The organism is Pelagibaculum spongiae, from assembly GCF_003097315.1.
Classification (GTDB): domain Bacteria; phylum Pseudomonadota; class Gammaproteobacteria; order Enterobacterales; family Pelagibaculaceae; genus Pelagibaculum; species Pelagibaculum spongiae.
In genome coordinates, this window is sequence record NZ_QDDL01000003.1 from 281,154 (window position 1) to 302,547 (window position 21,394).

At 43.0% G+C, this 21,394-nt stretch carries 20 protein-coding genes; 8 read left to right on the forward strand and 12 right to left on the reverse strand.

Going from position 1 to position 21,394, the window contains the following annotated elements; translation table 11 throughout:
• The first annotated feature begins 351 nt into the window (after positions 1-351).
• Entirely contained in the window at positions 352-1,005 is a 654-nt protein-coding gene (gene elbB, locus DC094_RS10215) for an isoprenoid biosynthesis glyoxalase ElbB (protein ID WP_116687006.1), read from the forward strand.
• A 17-nt stretch (positions 1,006-1,022) separates the two neighbouring features.
• Here elbB and DC094_RS10220 read toward each other — a convergent pair whose 3' ends face one another.
• Complete coding sequence (locus DC094_RS10220) at positions 1,023-1,454, reverse strand: GFA family protein (protein WP_116687007.1); 432 nt, start codon at positions 1,452-1,454, stop codon at positions 1,023-1,025.
• Positions 1,455-1,576: 122 nt separating this feature from the next.
• Positions 1,577-2,692, reverse strand: a complete 1,116-nt coding sequence (locus DC094_RS10225) for a transposase (protein ID WP_116687008.1) — start codon at positions 2,690-2,692, stop codon at positions 1,577-1,579.
• Positions 2,693-2,932: 240 nt separating this feature from the next.
• On the opposite strand from DC094_RS10225, the gene DC094_RS10230 reads away from it, so the two are divergent.
• A complete protein-coding gene (locus tag DC094_RS10230) occupies positions 2,933-3,856 on the forward strand; it encodes a M14 family metallopeptidase (RefSeq protein ID WP_116687009.1) in 924 nt (307 codons plus the stop codon).
• Positions 3,857-4,188: 332 nt separating this feature from the next.
• Positions 4,189-4,446, forward strand: a complete 258-nt coding sequence (locus DC094_RS10235; RefSeq protein ID WP_116687010.1) for a hypothetical protein — start codon at positions 4,189-4,191, stop codon at positions 4,444-4,446.
• A gap of 314 nt (positions 4,447-4,760) precedes the next feature.
• Here the strand turns inward: DC094_RS10235 and DC094_RS10240 are convergent, their stop codons facing one another.
• From DC094_RS10240 to DC094_RS10285, 10 genes are all read right to left on the reverse strand, one after another.
• Positions 4,761-5,522 carry a DUF2971 domain-containing protein gene (locus DC094_RS10240; protein ID WP_158527285.1) on the reverse strand — a complete coding sequence of 254 codons (762 nt, stop codon included), beginning with the start codon at positions 5,520-5,522 and terminating at the stop codon, positions 4,761-4,763.
• 428 nt (positions 5,523-5,950) lie between these two features.
• Positions 5,951-6,667: a phosphate signaling complex protein PhoU gene (phoU, locus tag DC094_RS10245; protein WP_116687138.1), complete on the reverse strand. Its 717-nt coding sequence runs from the start codon at positions 6,665-6,667 to the stop codon at positions 5,951-5,953.
• 144 nt (positions 6,668-6,811) lie between these two features.
• Positions 6,812-7,606, reverse strand: a complete 795-nt coding sequence (gene pstB, locus DC094_RS10250; protein ID WP_422615583.1) for a phosphate ABC transporter ATP-binding protein PstB — start codon at positions 7,604-7,606, stop codon at positions 6,812-6,814.
• Between the two features lie 107 nt (positions 7,607-7,713).
• Entirely contained in the window at positions 7,714-9,366 is a 1,653-nt protein-coding gene (gene pstA / locus DC094_RS10255; protein ID WP_116687012.1) for a phosphate ABC transporter permease PstA, read from the reverse strand.
• A gap of 15 nt (positions 9,367-9,381) precedes the next feature.
• Entirely contained in the window at positions 9,382-11,607 is a 2,226-nt protein-coding gene (locus DC094_RS10260; protein ID WP_116687013.1) for an ABC transporter permease subunit, read from the reverse strand.
• A gap of 146 nt (positions 11,608-11,753) precedes the next feature.
• Positions 11,754-12,812, reverse strand: a complete 1,059-nt coding sequence (locus DC094_RS10265) for a transporter substrate-binding domain-containing protein (protein WP_116687014.1) — start codon at positions 12,810-12,812, stop codon at positions 11,754-11,756.
• A gap of 391 nt (positions 12,813-13,203) precedes the next feature.
• Entirely contained in the window at positions 13,204-14,184 is a 981-nt protein-coding gene (locus tag DC094_RS10270) for a PstS family phosphate ABC transporter substrate-binding protein (protein WP_116687015.1), read from the reverse strand.
• 264 nt (positions 14,185-14,448) lie between these two features.
• The gene (gene phoR, locus DC094_RS10275; protein WP_158527286.1) at positions 14,449-15,801 is read right to left on the reverse strand and encodes a phosphate regulon sensor histidine kinase PhoR; all 1,353 of its coding nucleotides are present in this window, start codon (positions 15,799-15,801) and stop codon (positions 14,449-14,451) included.
• A gap of 58 nt (positions 15,802-15,859) precedes the next feature.
• Positions 15,860-16,555, reverse strand: coding sequence for a phosphate regulon transcriptional regulator PhoB (gene phoB / locus DC094_RS10280; protein WP_339374121.1), 696 nt, complete (start codon positions 16,553-16,555; stop codon positions 15,860-15,862).
• Positions 16,556-16,652: 97 nt separating this feature from the next.
• Positions 16,653-17,006: a DUF423 domain-containing protein gene (locus tag DC094_RS10285; RefSeq protein ID WP_116687018.1), complete on the reverse strand. Its 354-nt coding sequence runs from the start codon at positions 17,004-17,006 to the stop codon at positions 16,653-16,655.
• A 280-nt stretch (positions 17,007-17,286) separates the two neighbouring features.
• On the opposite strand from DC094_RS10285, the gene DC094_RS10290 reads away from it, so the two are divergent.
• The 5 genes from DC094_RS10290 to DC094_RS10310 all read left to right on the forward strand — a co-directional run bounded on the left by DC094_RS10290 (position 17,287) and on the right by DC094_RS10310 (position 21,391).
• Positions 17,287-17,754, forward strand: coding sequence for a YHS domain-containing (seleno)protein (locus DC094_RS10290; protein ID WP_178030893.1), 468 nt, complete (start codon positions 17,287-17,289; stop codon positions 17,752-17,754).
• Positions 17,755-17,820: 66 nt separating this feature from the next.
• A complete protein-coding gene (locus DC094_RS10295) occupies positions 17,821-18,321 on the forward strand; it encodes a hypothetical protein (protein WP_116687019.1) in 501 nt (166 codons plus the stop codon).
• A gap of 69 nt (positions 18,322-18,390) precedes the next feature.
• Positions 18,391-19,251 carry a D-alanine--D-alanine ligase family protein gene (locus DC094_RS10300; RefSeq protein WP_116687020.1) on the forward strand — a complete coding sequence of 287 codons (861 nt, stop codon included), beginning with the start codon at positions 18,391-18,393 and terminating at the stop codon, positions 19,249-19,251.
• Positions 19,248-20,156, forward strand: a complete 909-nt coding sequence (locus DC094_RS10305) for a cyanophycin synthetase (RefSeq protein WP_116687021.1) — start codon at positions 19,248-19,250, stop codon at positions 20,154-20,156. The genes DC094_RS10300 and DC094_RS10305 overlap by 4 nt, the downstream gene beginning before the upstream one ends.
• Positions 20,156-21,391, forward strand: a complete 1,236-nt coding sequence (locus DC094_RS10310) for a hypothetical protein (RefSeq protein ID WP_116687022.1) — start codon at positions 20,156-20,158, stop codon at positions 21,389-21,391. The genes DC094_RS10305 and DC094_RS10310 overlap by 1 nt, the downstream gene beginning before the upstream one ends.
• Positions 21,392-21,394: the final 3 nt, after the last annotated feature.

Here is a 21,394-nt window from a genome sequence, read left to right on the forward strand (position 1 = left end):
AACGGAATCATTCAGGCGTAAGCGGTGTGTATATCCAAACCACCTCAAGTGCAGGATTCAGCTAGCCTTGAGGTGGTTCGGGCACAAACTAAGCCGCTAAAGCTTGAAGTAGATCCCGTATCAATTGGTGCTTAATCAACTAGACTTGATTGCTAACTTGGGCTTTTTGCCTAGCTCACTTGGCCAGCGCCTTAGTCAAAAGCTAATTTGCTGCAGTAGTGATTGTAAGAGCGACAGTAAAACAAATCATTGCGTTTTAATTCGACTTTAGTGATAAAAAACCATCATTAATCCCAATCAAACAGACACAAATTGGCATAGTCATACAATAAGCCAGCCAAGGAGTTACTAATGAAAGTTGCCGTTATTCTTTCCGGTTGTGGTGCTTTTGATGGATCAGAAATTTATGAAACTACTCTAACACTACTGGCTATTGATCAGGCAGATGAAAGCTATCAATGCATGGCACCCAATATTGAGCAGTTTGATATCATCAATCATCTCACCGGTGATATCGGGGCGGCAGAAAGCCGAAATGTATTGACTGAATCCGCAAGGTTAGCTCGGGGAGAAATTATCGATTTAGAGCAAGCTGAACCAGACGATTACCAAGCGGTCATTATTCCTGGTGGTTTTGGCGCAGCAATAAATTTGAGTGATTTTGCTAGTAAAGGCGCAGAACTGTCTATCGACCCCCATGTCAGAAACTTTATTCAAGCGATGCATCGCCAACAAAAACCAATTGGCCTTATTGGCATCGCACCGGCATTATCTGCAGAACTATTTGGCCCAGGCGTTGGCTGCAGCATAGGCAATGACCCTCAAACTGCTGAAGCAATCGAAACCAGCGGCGCAAAACATCACACTTGCGAAGTCGATGACATTTTTATCGATCTGCAAAACAAACTAGTCACCACGCCAGCTTATATGCTAGCCAGCCGAATCAGCGAAGCTGCAACCGGCATTAATAAGCTGGTTCAAGCAGTGATTAAATTAGCTCATTAAAAACAATTGAAATCTAATCAAACCTCACTGGAAAAATAAGCCATTATTTCTGCAGTAGTCATCTGTTTAGTTTTATTAGAAAAACAATAATAGTCAGGTCGTTGATCACTGAAATATTGCATACTCATTTTGGGTGCATCTAACTGAGAAAACAAACCAATCGGCATATTATAACTACTGGTTTTATTCAACTGGTAAAACAAATGGCTGCCACATTGACTACAAAAACCCCGAGTGGCCCAGTCAGATGAAGCATAACGAGTAATACTTTCTTCCCCTGAAAACGAAACATCTTCACCACACTGCACAGCAAAAAATGGCCCACCACCCCAGCGACGACAGGTATCACAATGACAGACAGTGAACTGCGGATTCACCGCTGCAACCGTTATTTTAACCGCGCCACATAAACATTCCGCTTGGCAATTCTTATTGGTGTTATTTGACATGCTTGACCCTTGTTCGCACTTCGATTTCGAAATTGAAACCATTCTGTATCAGAATCGAAATAATAAAAATATGCCAGGCATAATTTTATTAATCTAAACATAAAATTTATTTTGTCATATACCTAACAACTATTACCACCACTTTGCATCCAAAACTGACGCAACAGTTTCGCATAGGCCTTAAGCTTATCAGGCCTACCTGCTGCTCGCGCCCATCGCTTACCCGAATTACTCATCTGATTTACCCATAGCTGATTATCGATATCTAATCGTTTTAAAATCCCTGGAATATCTTCTGATATCGAGGCCTTGCCAGAAATAATCACTCGTGCAGTAGCATCAACCAGCTCCAAATAATCCTTGAAAGAAAAAGGAATATTTTCTACCTGTGGATTATTTGACTTAAAATCTTTTAATTTGGGGTAATGGTTTTGACCATCCTGAGGCTGTACCTTTCGCTTATTTTTCTTTGCTAAACCTGAGTCAGCCGAAGAATATTTTTCAATTCGCTGTTTAATTGAAGTGAAATCTGACTCTTCTGGAGTATCGGCAATTCCAGCACGAAGCGGGTTTAAATCTACATAGGCCATACAACTGGCAACTGCCTGTTCATCTAACAGTGCTTGTGCAGTAAATCTGCCTTGCCAGAAATGGCCTGTACACTCATCTTCCCGGTTAGCCATTCTTGCTAGCGGTTCATTTAATGCTCGCATAAACCAGCTTAAATCAACCAGTCGTTGCCGATATTCTTCAACAAATGTTTCTACATATTTTATTTCTGATGGCATTAAATTATCACCATCTAGATATCGGCGAACTATTTGAGGCCCCTTAAATACCTGACACCAGCGATACAACACCTCATCACCCGACCAAGATTTTGCCTGCTCTAGGTTAACGCACAATACCAAATGATAGTGATTACTCATGATGGCATAACTGGCAATTTCGATTGAAAAAGCTTTAGCTAGCACGGCTAATCGATCAAGAATCCATTGCCGTCGATGCTGGTAACTTTCCCCGGTCTGCGCATCAACACCACAAAGCATCGCTTTGCGACAACAGCGACTGATACAGTGAAACCAATGACAATACTTTGGGTTCATCCCAGCACGCCGCGGGCCGACTTTATTAATTTCTGTTTTATCAACATACCGACGACCAAAATCAAATTTTGAAATAGAAGGCGCTTCAGAAGAAGTTAACGTGGAGTTTGAAGCTGATGAAAAATCTCTCATAACACAGCCTCCGCAAAGCTATTAACGATATAATTCATAGTACAACGAATAGTATTATTACCTAAACATATGAACGATTGTTTGACCATACCGAAAATACAAGCTGCTGAGAAATCAAAAGATCTGATCTTTATTCAAAGTGATTAACTGAATTATGCCTGACATATTTTTTGAAGAAAATTGCCATGAAATATTACCTCGATTAGGCTAAGTCCATCCCTCATTCGATTGAAACCCGCCATGACACATTTTTATCCTATCGGCCAGCCTAACCAGCCCTGGCAAGCATCAGAAAAACAAGCTTGGTTCAAGCAAGCCCAGCTAAAACGTGAATTTAAGACTGAGGTAATCTACAAGCTTCATGCCTTAAGCAGTAATTTTCAGGTAAGCCAGTATGGTTCATTACCGGTCAATCCAATGCGATATCCGCTATACGCACTTACCTCAAAAAACTGGCAAACAACAAAACACACCGTTCTGATCACTGGCGGCGTACATGGTTATGAAACCAGTGGCGTGCAGGGCGCTTTGTTATTTGCCAAACAATTCGCCGACCAATATATTCATCAGTTTAATTTGATCATTCTTCCCTGCATCAGCCCTTGGGGCTACGAAACCATTAATCGATGGAACGCTAATGCAATTGACCCGAATCGATCATTTTATGTCGACAGCCCTTGCGAAGAAGCGGCACAGGCAATGGCATTCGTTGCCAGTTTGGATACAGAGATCTTGGCGCATATCGATTTACATGAAACCACCGATTCAGATGAGGACGAATTCAGGCCAGCACTAGCCGCAAGAGATGGCATCACCTACCAACCCGGCAGCATACCTGATGGCTTTTATTTAGTTGGTGATTCTGAAAATCCGCAGCCAGAATTTCAGAAAGCCATTCTTCAATCGGTGCAAAATATTACTTATATTGCACCTACCGATAGCAATGGTCAGATAATCGGCTCAGCAGCTGTGCAACCTGGCGTTATTAACTACTCAAATCGAACATTAGGTTTATGCGCAGGTTTTAGTGAAAATCGCTATTGCAGCACGACTGAAGTCTATCCAGACAGCCCCAATGTAACTGAAGAACAATGCAACTTGGCACAAGTAGCCGCCGTTACCGGCGCACTGGATTATTTATTGAATCGAAAAGAAAGCGAATAACATTGCAGAGCATCCAACTCAAACATCAGTAGATTGGTAGGTTTTTACCAGCCTACTAGGGATTAATTATATTTGGGCAAGGATTGGCAAGATTATGGCTGGCATGTTTTTTCTTGAATCAAGAATAAGGCAAATAATGTTAGCCGCGCATCTAATCCAGCAGTCTGGTAGCTTTTTACCAGTCTACTAGGGATTAATTATATTTGGATAAGGATTGAAAAGATTATGGCTGGCATATTTCTTACTAACCCGACAGCATACCTGATGGATTTTATTTAGTTGGTGATACTGAAAACCTGCAGTCGGAATTTAAAAAAGCGATTATTCAATCGGTGAAAAAAATCACCCATATTGCGCCAGCAGAAGCTGATAGCCAACTATTAAGCAAACCAATTGCACAGGAAGGTGTAATTAACTACCCGGCTCGCGAACTGGGTCTATGCGCAGGATTTAGCAATAACCAATATTGCACCACCACTGAAGTTTATCCCGACAGCAGCCACGTGACAGAAGAACAATGTAACTTGGCACAAGTCGCCGCCATAACTGGTGGGCTGGATTATTTATTGGGTCGAGAAGAAAGCGAATAATATTGGTAGCCCACTCAAGCCAACAATCAATAGACTGATAGCTTTTTACCAGTCTACTAGGGATTAATTATATTTGGATAAGGATTAAAAAAATTATGGCTGGCACGTTTTACTTTCCCGCTCATGGGATGGTGTGAAAGCGTATTGCAGAATCCGGAGCTATATATCGACCTGCCAAAAACATGGGGTCGGTGTTGGGGAGGCTTTGTCGTTATTATTCGCGGGTAAATGGCCGGACTTTATTCAGGAGAAATTGGATCGATTGGTGTGACATGCTGAATGGTTACGAAGGTTTTTCTGTAGGGTTTTTCTTATTAAACCCTTCCAACATCTACAAAAAGATCAAAACCGGATGGTGAGCGAACAATTTTTTTAAAAACAATGTTTCGACCAGATAATTTTTCTTTCAAATCATTAATGTTCTTATCTTCAGAGTTAAAACCAAAAATAATGCAGTCTACAGCATCAACGTCATGCCTTAAAACCCTATATAAATCATCATCTCCGTCAGCAACATCAGAATGAACAAGACGAAACTCTTCTTCGTATTGCCAATCTTTAGCCTTTTTAAACAAAACCTCTGTCGGTAGATTCCTTTGGTTTGGTTCAACCAGCTGCTCAATCAAAGAGATAGGTTGGCCGTCGTAATTTACAGAATCGGCCTTATATATGCATTCACTATTGATTAATTGTTCTTTTTTATACCTTACACAAAAACCAGAATGCGCACTGGCATAATGTGACCACATTAGAGTGTTCTTACCTGTTTGAGATAAACAATGCACAAATGAGCGAGACATATGATCAAAAACGGCATCAGCTAGCCAGCCTAGCTCATGATCTTGGTAGCGCCCTTCAAGCAATAACTTTTCAGTGTCTTCGAGATACTGTTCACTAATTTGTTCCATCTGCATTCGCGTTAGATGCCCCGAATCAACAAACCTCTGAGCCAACGTTTGTTTTTTCATGAACTTCATCATGCCTACTTTATCAATAAATGTAACCGGCACATTCAAAGAGCAATCAAATGGATCATTAAATGTAACACCTCTAGAAAACCAAAGCTGGTTATTCACCAAAGCCTTAATATGGTTAGCCTCAAAGCTACGATACTTATAAAGGTGCATTTTTGGTGCCTGTCACTAATGAAATAGGATTCAATCAACACTTAACATTCTACATTTTTTATTTGTTTTTGCTTAAAAATTTCCAGCTTGGAAAATAGTCGATACAAAGAGCTGAAACATTTTCTATCCGGGTTGTCTTCTCACTCACCTTTTGAGCCTTTCTATTCTATCCCCACAGCCCTATCGAGGTTGACGCGGGGGCTAGCAATTAATTGCCGCGTCTAGACAACACCCCACCCTCCACAAAAAAAACGAGAACCAGCCCCACGCTAGTTCTCGTTCCTGTTGCCTTATAAAGCGTTTCATATAAATGCCTTACAAAGTTTCTGCGGCGATATCGCTGCTTTAATCGCCATCACCAACCGCCACTACCACCATCACCGCTTCTGCTGCACCAAGCTTTCCATTGCTTCAATGCTGGTGTGGCGTACATCTTTACCTTTGACGTAGTAAATAATGTATTCACAAATATTGCAGCAGCGATCACCGATACGTTCTAAAGCCCGCGCTGACCACATAATGTCGAGAATGCCGGGAATTGAGCGGACATCTTCCATCATGTAAGTCATTAGCTGGCGCATCACGCTTTCATATTCACGGTCAACGCCTTCATCCATTTTGGCGATGCGTACGGCGGCATCAGCATCCATTCTGGCTAGGGCGTCGAGCACTTCATGCAGCATATCTTGCACATAGCGGCCGATATGTTTCAGGCTGGCTAGTTGTGATTTTTGCGCACCGGTTTGGTTAATATGCAAGCACATACGACCAATTCGTTCTGCTTCATCGCCGATACGCTCAAGGTCGGTAATGGTTTTAATTACCACCATAATTAACCGCAAATCCGATGCAGTCGGCTGGCGCTTAGCTATAACTTGGGTGCACTCTTCGTCTAACGACACTTCTAGCGCATTAATTTTATGGTCGCTCATCACTACATGCTGAGCAATGGCAATATCTTGTTTAATGAGTGCAGTAGTTGCGTCTTCTAGTTGCTTTTCAACCAAGCCACCCATTACCATCACTCGATTACGAATACTTTCGAGTTCCTCATTGAACTGGCCGGAAATATGCTGTCCGCTGACTCTTTCCATTATTTCTTTCTCCAGCAGTTGCTTATATTTAATAAACAACTGCAAAAATTTGTCGCTATTACCATCAAAATAACTTGATCGTGTTAAAGGCATTGTTGTGATTGGCTTTCCGCTCAACACAACCTATGTTAAAGCCTTAGCGAATTATCCATAACGACCGGTAATATAATCTTCTGTGGCTTTTTTACTTGGCGCAGTAAACAGGGTATTAGTGTCGTCAAATTCAACAATATCACCCAGATACATAAATGCGGTGTAATCAGACACTCGCGCTGCTTGTTGCATATTGTGCGTCACAATGACGATGGTGAAATCTTTTTTCAACTCATTGATTAACTCTTCAATTTTTAAAGTTGAAATGGGGTCAAGTGCCGATGCGGGTTCATCAAGCAATAATACTTCTGGCTTGATGGCAATGGCTCGGGCAATCACCAAACGTTGCTGCTGACCACCGGATAAACCCAGTGCACTTTCATGCAAACGATCTTTTACTTCATCCCACAAGGCAGCGCCTTTTAATGAAATTTCTACTGTTTCATCTAGCACGCGACGGTCGTTAATCCCTTGAATACGTAAGCCATAGGCGACGTTTTCATAAATCGACTTAGGGAACGGATTAGGCCGTTGAAATACCATACCGACATTACGGCGCAGCTCAGAAATATCGATGCCTTTGCCGTAGATATTCTCACCCTTGAGTAAAATCTCACCTTCGATATTGACACCATCAACCAAATCATTCATCCGGTTAAAACAACGTAATAAGGTCGATTTACCACAACCTGACGGGCCGATAAATGCAGTTACTCGGTTTTTCGGTACTTGCAGGTTAATGTTCTTTAACGCCTGCTTATCGCCGTAGTACAAATTAAGGTCTTTCACCTCAACGGCTATCTTTTCTTGTTGCAGTGTCAATTTATCTGACTGCCGATCCAGCATCGTCATATCCATACCGTGAGTAGGCACCTGGCGAGCGGTTTGTAATTTTTGTTCGTTCAACATAGTCATTGAATACCTCAACGATTACCAGTTTGATTACTGGTTCTCTAGCTTTCCAGGGCACGATATTTTTCGCGCAGGTTATTTCGAATTCTGATCGCTGCCAAGTTCAAAAAGATAATCACCAATACCAGCAATAATGCGGTGGCAAATACCAATGGACGGGCTGCTTCAACATTTGGACTTTGGAAACCTACATCGTAGATATGAAAGCCAAGGTGCATAAATTTACGATCCAGATGCAAGAAGGGTGAATTACCATCCAGCGGCAATGAAGGCGCTAGCTTAACCACACCCACTAGCATCAGCGGTGCCACTTCACCTGCAGCTCGGGCAACCGCCAGAATCAAACCGGTAATCATGGCTGGAGAAGCCATCGGCAATACCACGCGCCACAAGGTTTCTGCTTTAGTCGCACCGAGTGCCATTGAGCCTTCACGTATCGCACGAGGAATTCGGTTTAAACCTTCTTCAGTTGCCACAATAACCACTGGAACGGTTAATAACGCCAAAGTAATTGCTGACCAGATAATGCCCGGCGTACCAAAAGTCGGTGAAGGCAAAGCTTCTGCATAAAATAACTGGTCCAATTGTCCGCCCAGCATATAAACAAAGAAACCCAAACCGAACACGCCATAAACAATCGATGGCACACCAGCTAGATTGATTACTGCAATTCGAATCATGCGGGTTAATAAACCTTGATGGGCATATTCTTTGAGATAAATTGCCGCGATAACACCAAATGGCGTCACAATAACCGCCATTAGCATTACCATTAATACGGTTCCGAAAATTGCCGGAAATACACCACCTTCAGTGTTGGCTTCCCGGGGGTCATCGAATACAAACTCATTTAATCGGTCGAAATAAATGCCAATTTTTTCTGAAGCATTCATTGCATTGGGCTGATAGACTCGCACCAATTTGGCAAAAGAAATATCAACGTGTAAGCCACTCATGGTACGACCGACTAAAACATCACTATTGATTTTGCCATAAAGTGCAATTAACCGATCTTCTAGTTCTTTATAATCGGCCTGCAATATTTTACGTTTTGCGGCGAAATCGGTTATTTTTTGTTCAGTTAATTCGTTATCCAATTCTAAAGAACGCTGGTTAAGGCGTAATTTTTCCAATTGGTAGTTAATTTTACCAATTTCACCCACTTCAATTTCACGAATTTTCGCATGCAATACATCGGCACGTGCTAGGCGAGCATTCATGGTTTCGATCAGATTATCACCGCTGGCAATCACTTCGCCATTTGACTTTACCGCCACCGGATAACCGTAAAAATTACCCCATTCACGTCGCTCGGCAACCATTAAATCTTTTGGCATTGAGCGTTCGGTGATCAAATCATCCACTAACCAGCGGAAATCTAGCCCAAGAATATCTCGGTTACCGGTACGAATCAGGTAGCGCGTTGTGACTTCGTCATCTGACTTTAAATCAATGCCAATATCTTTTAAGCGCTGAACTGGCACCAGTTCTTGATCATAAATCTGACCAATCACTGTTTTTTGCGAACCCGCTGCATCTTTATATTCAAACTGATAAATATCGGATGGCCAGAAATGCTCTAGCCCGCGCCAGGTAATTAGCGATAACAGCCCTACCACCATGATTAAACACAGGCTGACTGCGCCAGCTGTTAACCAGATCCATGGAGAACCGGAGTCAAACCACTTTTTCATTGTTCGATCCCCCAATTAAAGTGAGCTGTATTTTTTACGCAATCGCTGACGAACCACTTCAGCCACTGTGTTAAATGCAAAAGTAAATATAAAGAGTACAAATGCCGCTAAGAACAGAATTCGATAATGGCTCGAACCTACTTCTGATTCTGGCATTTCTACTGCGATATTCGCCGAAAGTGTCCGCATACCTTGGAACACAGAGAAATCCATTACCGGCGTATTACCTGTCGCCATCAATACAATCATGGTTTCGCCAACTGCGCGGCCTAACCCAATCATCACTGCTGAGAAAATACCTGGGCTTGCGGTGAGCAATACCACTTTAATTAGGGTTTGCCATGGTGTTGCGCCTAGCGCTAGCGAACCTTGTGTTAAGTGCTTGGGAACAGAGAACACCGCATCTTCGGCGATTGAGAAAATCGTCGGAATGACCGCAAATCCCATCGCAATACCTACTACTAAAGAGTTGCGCTGATCAAAGCTGATGCCTTGCGAGGTTAACCATGAACGGGTATTACCATCAAACAAGATTATTTCTATTACTGGGCTAATCGCAATTGAGAACCAGCCAATTAATAGAATCACCGGCACCAATAAAATGGCTTGCTTACCATCGCCTACTCTGTGGCGGAAATCTTTTGGCAATAAACTCCATAAATAAGCAGCCAACATAACACCTGGCGGCAGCATTAATACCAGCACAACAATGCCGGGCAAGTTTTCTTCCATCATCGGTGCCAGCCATAGTCCGGCTAAAAAGCCAAGAATTACCGTTGGTAAAGCTTCCATAATTTCAATGGTTGGCTTAACCATGGTTCGCACACCGGGTGACATAAAGTATGCGGTGTAGCAGGCACCAAAAATCGATAGCGGCACTGCAAATAGCATGGCGTAAAACGCCGCTTTAAGCGTACCGAAAGAAATTGGAGTTAATGAGAACTTGGGCTCGAAATCGTTACTGGCCGAAGATGACTGCCAAACAAAATCTGGCTCTTTATAACCTTCGTACCAAATTTCGCCCCAAATGGCTGCCAAGGTCACTTCTGGGTGTTCGTTATGCACTTTTACAAAATGCATTTTGCCATCGGCAGATTCAGCAATCACTGCATTGGCGCGCGGCGCAATCGCCAGCTTACGAATGGGCTGGTCGGTAATTCTGCCATTAAATACCAGATTGTTCGATGTCGAATGCCAAATCGCCACATCGCCCTTTTGGTCAACACCAAAAAAACCTTTTCGATATAGCTCGGTTTCAATGCTGGTGACATTACCCAGTGGATTTTCAAATTGGCGAATATCTTGCATTCTCATATCGCCATTGCTGTTACGCACCGAAAACCATTGGCTAAGCTCGCCTTGGTTATTGGCGACTAGTAGAGAAATATCACCGGTGAGGAAGCTCACCTGGGAAAGTTCGCTTGAGTCAGGCGTTAAATCGAAGGTTTCAACCAGCTCGGCTTCGCCATCAATAATTCGATAATGCTCTGTGGTGCCATCTTGGCTAATCACCATTAAACGGTCACGATCTTTTGGCAGCATTAACGATTGCAAGTTAGCCGGCGCATCGCCAATCCGGGTTTTCTCAACCTGCCACACCGTATCACCGGAAAGGAAATCTTCTTCCTTAATCAGATTTGCCAACCAAACACCGCCATTTGCCACGTAAGCCAGCGTACTGCCTTCTTCTGGGTCAGCAGCAAAGCTCAGTGCTTCAATTGCTGCGCCAGTGTCATCAAGCTGTAGCGGCGATTCGCCAAGTGGGAAATCAATTTGCGGGGTGATTAAACGCTGATCATTTGGAAAGGTGACCTTGTAGCCATAATGCACCACCAACGCTCGACCATCTTCCGTGGCCAATGCAACCAGACCGGTCGATGACTCAGCTTCAGCTGCCACGGTAATCTGCGGCAGCCCAAGATCATAATTAGCGATGAGTTTGCCATCGGCGGTAGAGAAAAATGCCAACTTGCCCTGATCGGTAATTTGTAGTGCTTGCTCAGTTTGTTCCTCGATTGACAGCACTAATGTTTGTCCCTGCTCAGCTCTTTCAAAGCTGGCTACCGGCTCAATACCCGGCGCTACAAACAACGGCTGAATCACATACAGAAGATAAAGGAAGATCAATAGCAAGGCGGCGATTACGCTCATCCCGCCCAGACCCACCATGTACCTGGCACTTAAATCTTTGAAGGTTCGCCACTTGCGGCGGAGAACCATGTTGGCAAGCTCTTGGCTCATTGGCTTACTGCTCTTATATGATGTATTTCACGCCAGCATATTAAGACAGTTGTATGACACTAAAATGACGATGGAGAAGACATTTAAAATTTATTAACATCCTCTCCACCTTTCCAACAAAAAATCGCCTTCAAAGCATTCTAAGATTATCTAAATTTATTTGCCCTCTGCGAAAATATTTCATTATTGGTGTTCCACTGGGCAAAGCCAACTTTATTATCATCTGTTAGGCAGCTGATGACTTTATCCATCACACCGCGCAGCAAGTCACCTTCAGCAGTGGCCGGATAACTAAACGCGCCATATTCAACCTGTTGCCGATCAATAACAGCAACCTTTAACTCAACGCCTTCATCTTGAACCGATGCAACCTGATTGCCAATTTCTCCTCGGGCAAATCCATCGATATCGCCAGATTCAAGCGCTAGCAACGCATCAAATTCATTGTTAAAATAAATAATTTGCGGAAGGTTTCTTTCTTCATATGATAACGAGACCCGACCAGCTAAGGATTGCGATTGCACTGCTGCACTTAACACATCACCTTGATGACTTTCTAACTTAATATCCAGTGGGTAACCTACCAATGATCCCACCGATAAATAGCCCGCATCATCTACATAACCGACCAATTCTAATAGGCGAACTTCTCCAGTAGTCCCGGCTAACACACCTATTTTATGGCCATGATTTAGCTCATGATAATTCGTAATCTCAAAATTTTCTCTGGTTAATAATGACTGGCGAAAACTCACGTGCCCCACACCAAAAGTAATTAATGGTGAGCTGTGATCTGAGCCTACATACCTTCGATTTTCCAAAGCGGTAATACCACCACCCACCAAGTCAAAATCGGTTGATGCACTATCTAACCAAATACCTTTAAAAGGATTGGGAATGGCAATGGATTGGAACTGCAGCGCACCTTTTCCAAACAAAGAAACGGCCTTGATTAAGCTAGGCTCATAGCCCAAGGGATCATTTGCTTCTGAACTAAATTCATTCAGAGTTGCGGCATAACTAAGCGGATTAAAATCAGAGAAAAAACCGTAACGTAAACTTTGCGTCACCGGCATTGTACTCACGGCAGAACGTGCTTCACTACAAATTGGATTTTCGTTAGATGATAAAAAATTGCCAGAACCTGGGAAATTTGCGCAAGCCGTTAATGAAAAACACAATGCAATTAATGGTAATTTTTTCATAAAACCCTCTGCCGATAAAACCCACACCGGCTATAAATAAATATCAAATAAAAAGGTGATCAAACGAAAGAATGTAGTTTAATTTTTTTGGCACTTTTATTGACCGGCCATCACATTCAGCCCTTACAATCAATTACACACAACCTTTACGATAAGATACAAATTCTTATCGAGCAAAGACATAATAAAACTCAACCCGATCGTTTTAATAGATTGCAATAACTTGATATTTTGTCAGATTAAAATCAAATGCTAAGAAGTGGCACTGGCTGTTGCTAGGCAAATTTAACGCTTATTCTAAGCAGGCTGTGCGTTATAAGCACAGCAAACGACACAGCAAAAAAAAACCACCCGAAGGTGGTTTTTTTAGCTTTGATTCAACTATTTAAAGTTACTTAATACCTAATCGAGCTAGGTCTTGCTGAATCACTTTGGCTGGTACTGGGATGTAACCATCCTTGATTACAGAACGCTGACCGATCTGAGAAAGAACCATCTTGATAAACTCACGCTCCATTGGAGGCAATGGCTTATTTGGGTGCTTGTTTACGTAAACGTAAAGGAAGCGAGACAGTGGATACTTACCCGTCACAGCATTTTCAGGCGTTGCCGCAATAAATGCACCACCGGCTTTCTTAGCTAAAGGCACTGCTTTAACACCCGCAGTCTTATAACCGATACCCGAATAACCAATCGCATTTAAAGAAGTTGCTACTGACTGAACAACTGAAGCAGAACCTGGCTGCTCATTTACTGTATTTTTGTAGTCACCTTTACACAGGCCTTTCTTTTTGAAATAGCCATAAGTACCTGAAACTGAGTTACGACCATAAAGCTGGATGTCACGACCCTTCCATGAACCGGTCAAACCTAAGTCACCCCAGTTATGGGCGGTATCACGACCACCACACTTACGAGTTGAAGAGAACACCGCATCAATATCAGCAATTGACATGCCCTTGATTGGGTTATCTTTGTGGGTGTAAACCGCCAACGCATCGATTGCAACACGAACTGGTGTTGGCTTGTAACCAAAACGTTTTTCAAAAGATTCGATTTCTTTTTGCTTCATCTTGCGGCTCATTGGGCCGAAGTTTGAAGTGTTTTCAGTTAATGCTGGTGGCGCAGTAGAAGAGCCTGCCGCCTGAATTTGAGTATTTACATTTGGGTAAAAGCGTTTGAATTCTTCAGTCCAAAATGCCATTAAGTTAGCCAAAGTATCTGAACCAACACTAGACAGATTGCCTGATACGCCGCTCGCGCGCTGATATTCAGGCACTGCTTTTTCGATATCTACTGCTGCTGAAGCTGGGGTAGCTACTACACTGGCAGCGACCAGACCCATGGCTCCGATAATTTTTGCAAGACGCATCACTTAGCTCCAATTGTTTTTTAGTATGGTCTGAATTACCCAAACCAGCTCATGATCTGAGCTCTGCATTTTAAGTCGGCTTGGTAACGACGCAGTGAAGAATGAACCTAGTGAATGACCATTAAATGTCGGAAATGTGACAGTTTTATTATATATACCCAAGGTGACTGGAGATGTCGCCAAGCCATAAGCGAGCGAAGCCCCATGAGCCTGATGCAGTAAGCGATTGAGATGAAAAAGGAAAGCAGGCAACACCCAGCAGCTTCAAGTACGACCGATACATTTGGATACTGCAGGCTTGGAAACCACTTCATCAGAGAAATGACAGCTGAAATTACTACCCTGCCCCAATTCACTGGTGATTTTCAATTCACCGCTATTGCGCCTTACGGCATGCTTAACAATCGCTAAGCCTAAACCACTACCACCGGTATCGCGCGATCGTCCTTTATCAACTCGATAAAAACGCTCAGTCAACCGAGGCAAGTCATTCACTGAAATACCGACACCATCATCGACCACCGACAGCACAGCACTGGTTGACTCACCATCCTGACTTTTCAGTGTTTGCGCACGCCAATGCACCAGAATATTGCCGCCATCCGGCGTGTAATGAACCGCATTAGCGACCAGATTTAAAAAGGCACTGCGCAATTCAGATTCATTACCTTTTAATGAACAATCACACTCCAACAGCAATTCGATATTGTGTTTTCGTTCGCCACTTAAAACCTGGCATTCACGAATAATATTTTGCAGCATGGAAGGAATATCGACCGTGCGCTGTAAATAATCATTTGAAGTATTCTCCAACCGAGATAACACCAATAATTGATCGATTAACTGACTCATTCTCTGGGTTTGATCACCCATCAAGCTAATCGCTCTCAGCCACATGGGGTCAAGATCGCTATCAGACATAGTTTCCAAATAACCGCGCACCACAGTTAATGGGGTTTTCAATTCATGGGAAACATTGGCTACAAAGTCGCGGCGGGTTTGTTCTAAATTGACCAGCTGGGTGACATCACGGGCAATCAACAAATTTTGCCGTTGACCATAAGGCACTACCCGAACTTCAAGGTGCAGCAAACGATCTTTGGGAGAATTAATGGTGATTGGCTGATCGAATTGATTACTTTCTAGATATTCGGTGAATTTGGGGTCACGCACTAAATTAACCAGCCGCTGGCCATTATCTTGCGGCCACTGCAAACCAAGTAGTGGGCCTGCCATTTCACCACACCAGAGAATCTCACCTTGGCTATCGAGCATAACCGCGCCATCTGGCAGCGCCGAAATAACCCGGCGAAAACGGCGCAACAAGCTAGCAAGCCGACGCCTTCTGGAGCGGTTTCTCACTTGCAACAGGTAAACGCCGTAGAGCACATTGCCCCAAATACCGGTCGATTGCGGCGGATAAAGCTTATGCCCCTTATGCAACCAAACTTGCAGCCTTTGCAGTTGTATATAGTGCCAACCGAGCAACCCCAGCGCACCGATCAATAACCACCAAGGCAAACCACCAAACAATAAACCTGCGGTGGTCCAACCAAGGAAATACAACAACAGGCGACTCACTACACCGAAGCTACCGGTCCGTGAATAGAGCGCCATATCACTCTCCTTAATCATTCAAGCGGTAAGCAGATTCGCTACCACCTTGACTGAATTACTAGTTCACCTTGGCCGAAAAACGATAACCTGCACCACGAACTGTCTGGATTAATCGCTCATGACCATGTCCGGTAATTGCTTTGCGCAATCGCCTGATATGCACATCAACAGTACGCTCTTCAACGAATACATTGGTGCCCCAAACATAATCCAGCAATTGTGAACGACTATAAACACGCTCAGGATGGGTCATAAAGAAATGCAACAAACGAAATTCTGTTGGCCCCATATCTAAAGGCTCATTCACTGAAGTTACTCGATGGGCAATTGGATCTAGCTTTAAGCCTTCTACCTCAATTGCATCTTCACCATTCAATGGTGAAGCACGGCGCATAACGGCATTAATTCGAGCAAGCAGTTCACGGGGCGAAAAAGGTTTGGTGACATAATCATCGGCACCTACTTCCAGCCCTTTGATCTTGTCTTCTTCTTCACCACGAGCGGTAACCATGATAATTGGCACTTCTCGGTATTGTTCATCTGCCTTCAGCTTCTGTGCTAACCGAACACCAGAACCATCTGGCAACATCCAGTCGAGTAGAATTAAATCGGGTAATTTGTCTTGTAGGGAACTCACCGTTTCGGCAACGGTTCCTGCTTCCGAGACTTCGAAGTCAGCCTGGGATAAGGCAAAAGCCAACATTTCCCTAATCGGCGCTTCATCATCAACAACCAGCACTCTTCTTGGCATGATCACCTCCGGTGAATGGGTCCATTGTGCTTATAGGTTGCACATTAAATGTCATCCCGATGACAGTAATATGACAAGAGCGAACTATATTGCTATTTCTTTATTTTTTGCTGGCCAATGCAGTGACTAATGCTGCAATCAACCAGCCCAACATCAGCAAACTGCCGCCGATGGGCGCTAGCTGCACTGGCCACCAATCAATATGCAACGCTTTGCAATAAAGGCTGCCGCTGAAAAAAATTATCCCTAGCCAAAAAAAAGGCACGCTCCATAGCAAACGCTGCAGTCCAGCTTGCCGACTGGCAACCAGACAAATCAGCGCCGCTAGCACATGCCAAAACTGATAAGAAACGGCGGTTTGCCACAACAACAGCATATCTTGAGGTATCAGGTGACTGCCTGCGGCCCCTAGTGCGACTGCGGATAGGCCCAATAGAAAGGTAAAGGAGAACATTAGGAAAGCTTGTTATAAATTATGCTGCCAGTATCACAAATCCATCTGGAAATTGAAATCTTTGATATCGAGCAATCACACGATTTAGAACGACTCGTCGTGATTTTTCTAACAAACCGCTGATACAACGGATCGACAGTTCATCAGAGCACTTAAAGGCAGTTGATAAAATTCTGGAACTACAAGCCGAGTTGACGATCTATATTTACATCTAGCAACTGGGCAATAGGCTGACAACAAGCCAGTCCCGGCTCAAAAGTAAAAACCAAAGGAGTGTTACATGAACTTTTCCACTCAAGGAATCCCTTCTATTAGCAAATTGCTGTTGGTCGCATTCTTAATGATTGCGCCAGGCTTGGCTCAAGCAAAAAGTGAAATTTACACCAGTTACTTCAGTAGCACGGCTGTGAGCGGCTATGACACTGTTGCTTATTTTACAGAAAGCAAGCCGGTTAAAGGTAGTAAGAAGTTCTCAACTAAATACAAAGGTACCAAGTGGCAGTTTAAAAATGCTGAAAACTTGGCACTTTTTAAAGCAGATCCGGCCAAATATGCACCGCAATACGGCGGGTATTGCGCTTGGGCAGTGGCACAAAACGATACCGCGAAGGGCGATCCAACCCAGTGGACAGTTCATGAGGGAAAGTTGTATTTGAATTACGATGCAACCGTTCAGAAAAAATGGGTTGCGGATAAAGAAAAATTCATTATAAAGGCCGATGGTTACTGGCCAAAAGTGCTTAACTAATACAACTAATACCAGCCAAGGCGGCACTTTGAAAACATCTTGCCGCCTCACCCGGGAAACGGACTTATGAAAAAACAAGTGATCACTATTTTTAGCTGGATTATTACTCTCTGGACTGCAAAAGTATTTTTATCTTCGCTGCCATACAAATTTAGCTTACACCCAGATACACAACACATCTTCGGCACTATTGGTGGCTGGATGCAGGGCATTGTAGGTGACACTATCGGCGTGTGGTTTGCTCATTATGGTTCATACGCAGTCGGCATTGCGGAGCTTATAGCTTCCAGTATTCTTTTGGCTCCCGCTGTACTCTTCCTACTAAAGAAAGTTGCCAAAGTAGATCTTGGTATTGATCGCAGTGTATTCCATTGTATTGGTGGTTTATTTTCAGCTTGTGTAATGGCTGGTGCAGTATTCTTCCACTTGATAACACCTTTAGGAATTGAAGTTTTACACCAAGGCAAAAGTGACGGCGGCTCTTTATTCTACGCCGCAGTATCAATCCTTATTCTTGGCTCAGTAATGGCGATTGCCAACTTCAGTTTGATCAAAGATAAAAGCTAACCCATATAACATCCGTTGCACTGTATAGTGTCGCCAATATAGCGAGCAATACAGGGAGAAAAGTCCGGCATGATTACTCGAATTTTGATTGTAGCGCTGTATATCGCAGCTTGTCTTCGGCTTAGAGCCAAGCCTTGGTTGTATTTCCAGCTGAATGCCGAGCATTTCAATAAGGCCAAAGGGATCTTCTCTAAACTGGACATTGACCAGTTAATCCCTGCTCGCTGGCGGCTAGATCAGTTCCGAGATTCAGGTAGTGAGCAGCCAACTCACTACCCGGTTTTCATTAAACCGGAATGGGGCCAAAACTCAGCAGGCATCGTAAGGGCTGATAATCTTGAACAATTACAAGAGCATCGTAAAGGCCGCGATCTATCTGCAATGCCATTTTTGGTTCAAGAAAGTGCTACTGAAAACTGTGAATTCGAAATCTACGTGATTCGTGATGAAGAAAACGAGCACCAGTTTTCTTTAATGTCGATTACCGAAACGGTTAATCACAGTGATGATGAATTTCCAATCAATGGCATTTACAACAACAACACCAGCTACCGTGATCTCAACGATTTAATATCTGACGAAACTCGTCAGAAAATCTGGTCACATATTAAACAGATAAATAATTTTAGAGTGGCGCGTTTTGGTATGCGCGCCAACTCGATTGAAGAAGTGGCTACAGGAAAATTTCATATTATAGAAATCAACCTATTTCTGCCGATGCCTCTTTACTTGGAAACCGCCGGCTTAACCTCGACTGACAAGTTGCGCTTCTTACTAAAAAACGCTCACTTACTGGCCAAAGTTACCCGTAGTATCCCCAAATACCATAAAAGTAAGTCGGTGTTCTTTAGAAAACTTTATGTTCACCGTACAACCAGTCAAAGTAGTCGCACAGAAAGTGTTGATCGGCAGAAAGGTGTCGCCTTGTGAAATCGCTGAAAAAGTATGTATACGGATATATCAGTAAGACGTTTATGGATGGCTGCAGTAGCTACAATAGCCTGGAAGTCAGAAAGAGCTGCCGTTCTAAAGAGCAAGCACGCGATGCATTTGCCGAGCACGATGTTCCTCATGCTAAAGGTTTGATTTTTGTAAACCCTTTAAAGGCACATCAGTTCGCTAAACAGCACGGCTTCCCTTTGGTAGTAAAACCTAATGTCGGTGGTTTTTCTCGCGGCAGTTATTTTCCGATTACTAATTACAAGCAACTTTGGAAAGCCATTTTCCTAGCTAAAATCTGGTGGCCAGCGACAGTCGTTGAGCAATACCTTGAAGGGAAAAATTATCGTGTTTTGGTGGCAAATGGCAAAATCATTTCGGTAATTGAACGGTTTGCACCTTATGTAATTGGAAATGGTCAGTCCACCATTAGTCAGTTAATTGATGAAGAAAATCAAATTCGCCAGCAGATGAATTTATTCCCCGTTATTCATCCGCTTTCTAAAAGTCAGGTCACTGTCGATTTTCTAAAAAAACAAAAACTGACAATCGATTCAGTTTTAGAACAAGGTCAGCTGGTTAAATTATTCCATCGAATTTCTTTAGCACCTGGCGGAATTATTTCAACCATCGACAAACAAACTGTTCACCCAGATAACATTGAATTAATGGAAAAAGTGTTAGGTATTTTCAAAGCTAACATTTTAGGCATTGATGTCATTTTAGAAAAAGGGATCGAGCACAGCCACCTTGAACAAAAAGGTATTTTGCTGGAAGTCAATTCTCGCCCTTACATTAAAATGCACAATCACCCTCGTTACGGTGAAAAAGAAGATTTATCGAAGCATTTTGAAGCACTAGAAAAATTAGAAGTTGCTCAGGCAGATATTTTTTAATGCTGATAAACATTCGCTATTTTTATCAATTTTCCGGCCTGCATGCGCTACTGATTGGTCTACTACCATTTTTCATCCCGGTGATTTTATGGCGGCAGCAACAATCTTTAGCCCAAGTAGCTTGGTTCATTTCAATCTCAGGCTTTAGTTTTCTGATTGCATTGGGCTTATGGGAAAAACTGAGAAATAGTCGTTTTAATCATTCGATGATCAAACTGGCTTTTTTCAGCGAATGTTTGCTGGTGGGTATGCTGGTTCTTATGCCACAAACCAGTTTTCAAATATTGGTATTAGCAGTATTGAATGGCGTTTATAGCTGTTGCTATTGGCTTCCCCAGCGAATGTTATTTAAAAAGCTCAGCACCAGCCAAAATTCAGGCAATGAGTTTGGAAATTTCCAAATATTGGTAGGCATCCTGCTCAAAATAGGTATTTTAACCGGCGGCTACTTATTAGAAAATCATGGCGGAAGCTGGTTACTCGCTTTAAGCCTGCTAATTTCTGCTGTTGGTTTATGGATGCAACAATCGGTAAACAATCGTCAGCAAATCGACCAGGCTGTCGGTCAACAAACTGTCGAGACAGTTCCTTTATCGGAAGTGATACGTTTTAAGGATTCGCAAAATTCTCGCGGCGTATTTATTGTTGATGGATTGTTTCTGTTTCTGGAAAGCTATTTCTGGCTACTTTCGTTATTTTTTATTGGCCAGCAAAGCTTCAGTCGACTTAGTTTAATTATTGTGACCTTGACGATTTGTTTGTCAGTAATATTCTTCCTGATCAAACGTCAGATCGACAAAGTCGATGCTTATAAACTATTTCAAGCAGCGACTGTCTTATATATTGCATCATGGATATTACGAGGCTGGGTCTCACCAGATCATAACAACCTGATGCTATCGATAGCCATCGTGGCAATCGCATTTTTTACTAGCTTGTTTCGACTGGCGTTTAACAAGCTTTTCTTCGATCTTGCAGACAAACAGCCAACTCAGCGCTATCTTCTAGCAAAAAGCTGGTTCACCCAATTGGGTGTTGGGGTGTTTTTCGCAGCCGTTGCACTGCTGCTACAACTGCTATCGAACAGCCAACTTGGCTTGCCATTTAACTATGACCAGCTAAATAATAATCAAACTGTTTTAAGCTGGATTTACTGGGCTAGCGCCCCATTAGCGAGCATTTACTTTTTATACGCACGACAAAATGCTTATCAGCTGGCTCAGAACTACAGATAATTT

Bases quoted from the DNA above. Each gene is read 5' to 3' on its own strand.
- DC094_RS10310 (WP_116687022.1), top strand. From the start codon at position 20,156: ATGCTGATAAACATTCGCTATTTTTATCAATTTTCCGGCCTGCATGCG.
- DC094_RS10230 (WP_116687009.1), top strand. From the start codon at position 2,933: ATGACACATTTTTATCCTATCGGCCAGCCTAACCAGCCCTGGCAAGCA.
- DC094_RS10300 (WP_116687020.1), top strand. From the start codon at position 18,391: ATGATTACTCGAATTTTGATTGTAGCGCTGTATATCGCAGCTTGTCTT.
- DC094_RS10295 (WP_116687019.1), top strand. From the start codon at position 17,821: ATGAAAAAACAAGTGATCACTATTTTTAGCTGGATTATTACTCTCTGG.
- pstB (WP_422615583.1), bottom strand. From the start codon at position 7,606: ATGCTGGATCGGCAGTCAGATAAATTGACACTGCAACAAGAAAAGATA.
- DC094_RS10220 (WP_116687007.1), bottom strand. From the start codon at position 1,454: ATGTCAAATAACACCAATAAGAATTGCCAAGCGGAATGTTTATGTGGC.
- DC094_RS10225 (WP_116687008.1), bottom strand. From the start codon at position 2,692: ATGAGAGATTTTTCATCAGCTTCAAACTCCACGTTAACTTCTTCTGAA.
- DC094_RS10260 (WP_116687013.1), bottom strand. From the start codon at position 11,607: ATGAGCCAAGAGCTTGCCAACATGGTTCTCCGCCGCAAGTGGCGAACC.
- DC094_RS10265 (WP_116687014.1), bottom strand. From the start codon at position 12,812: ATGAAAAAATTACCATTAATTGCATTGTGTTTTTCATTAACGGCTTGC.
- DC094_RS10290 (WP_178030893.1), top strand. From the start codon at position 17,287: ATGAACTTTTCCACTCAAGGAATCCCTTCTATTAGCAAATTGCTGTTG.
- elbB (WP_116687006.1), top strand. From the start codon at position 352: ATGAAAGTTGCCGTTATTCTTTCCGGTTGTGGTGCTTTTGATGGATCA.
- phoU (WP_116687138.1), bottom strand. From the start codon at position 6,667: ATGGAAAGAGTCAGCGGACAGCATATTTCCGGCCAGTTCAATGAGGAA.
- phoR (WP_158527286.1), bottom strand. From the start codon at position 15,801: ATGGCGCTCTATTCACGGACCGGTAGCTTCGGTGTAGTGAGTCGCCTG.
- pstA (WP_116687012.1), bottom strand. From the start codon at position 9,366: ATGAAAAAGTGGTTTGACTCCGGTTCTCCATGGATCTGGTTAACAGCT.
- DC094_RS10285 (WP_116687018.1), bottom strand. From the start codon at position 17,006: ATGTTCTCCTTTACCTTTCTATTGGGCCTATCCGCAGTCGCACTAGGG.
- DC094_RS10270 (WP_116687015.1), bottom strand. From the start codon at position 14,184: ATGCGTCTTGCAAAAATTATCGGAGCCATGGGTCTGGTCGCTGCCAGT.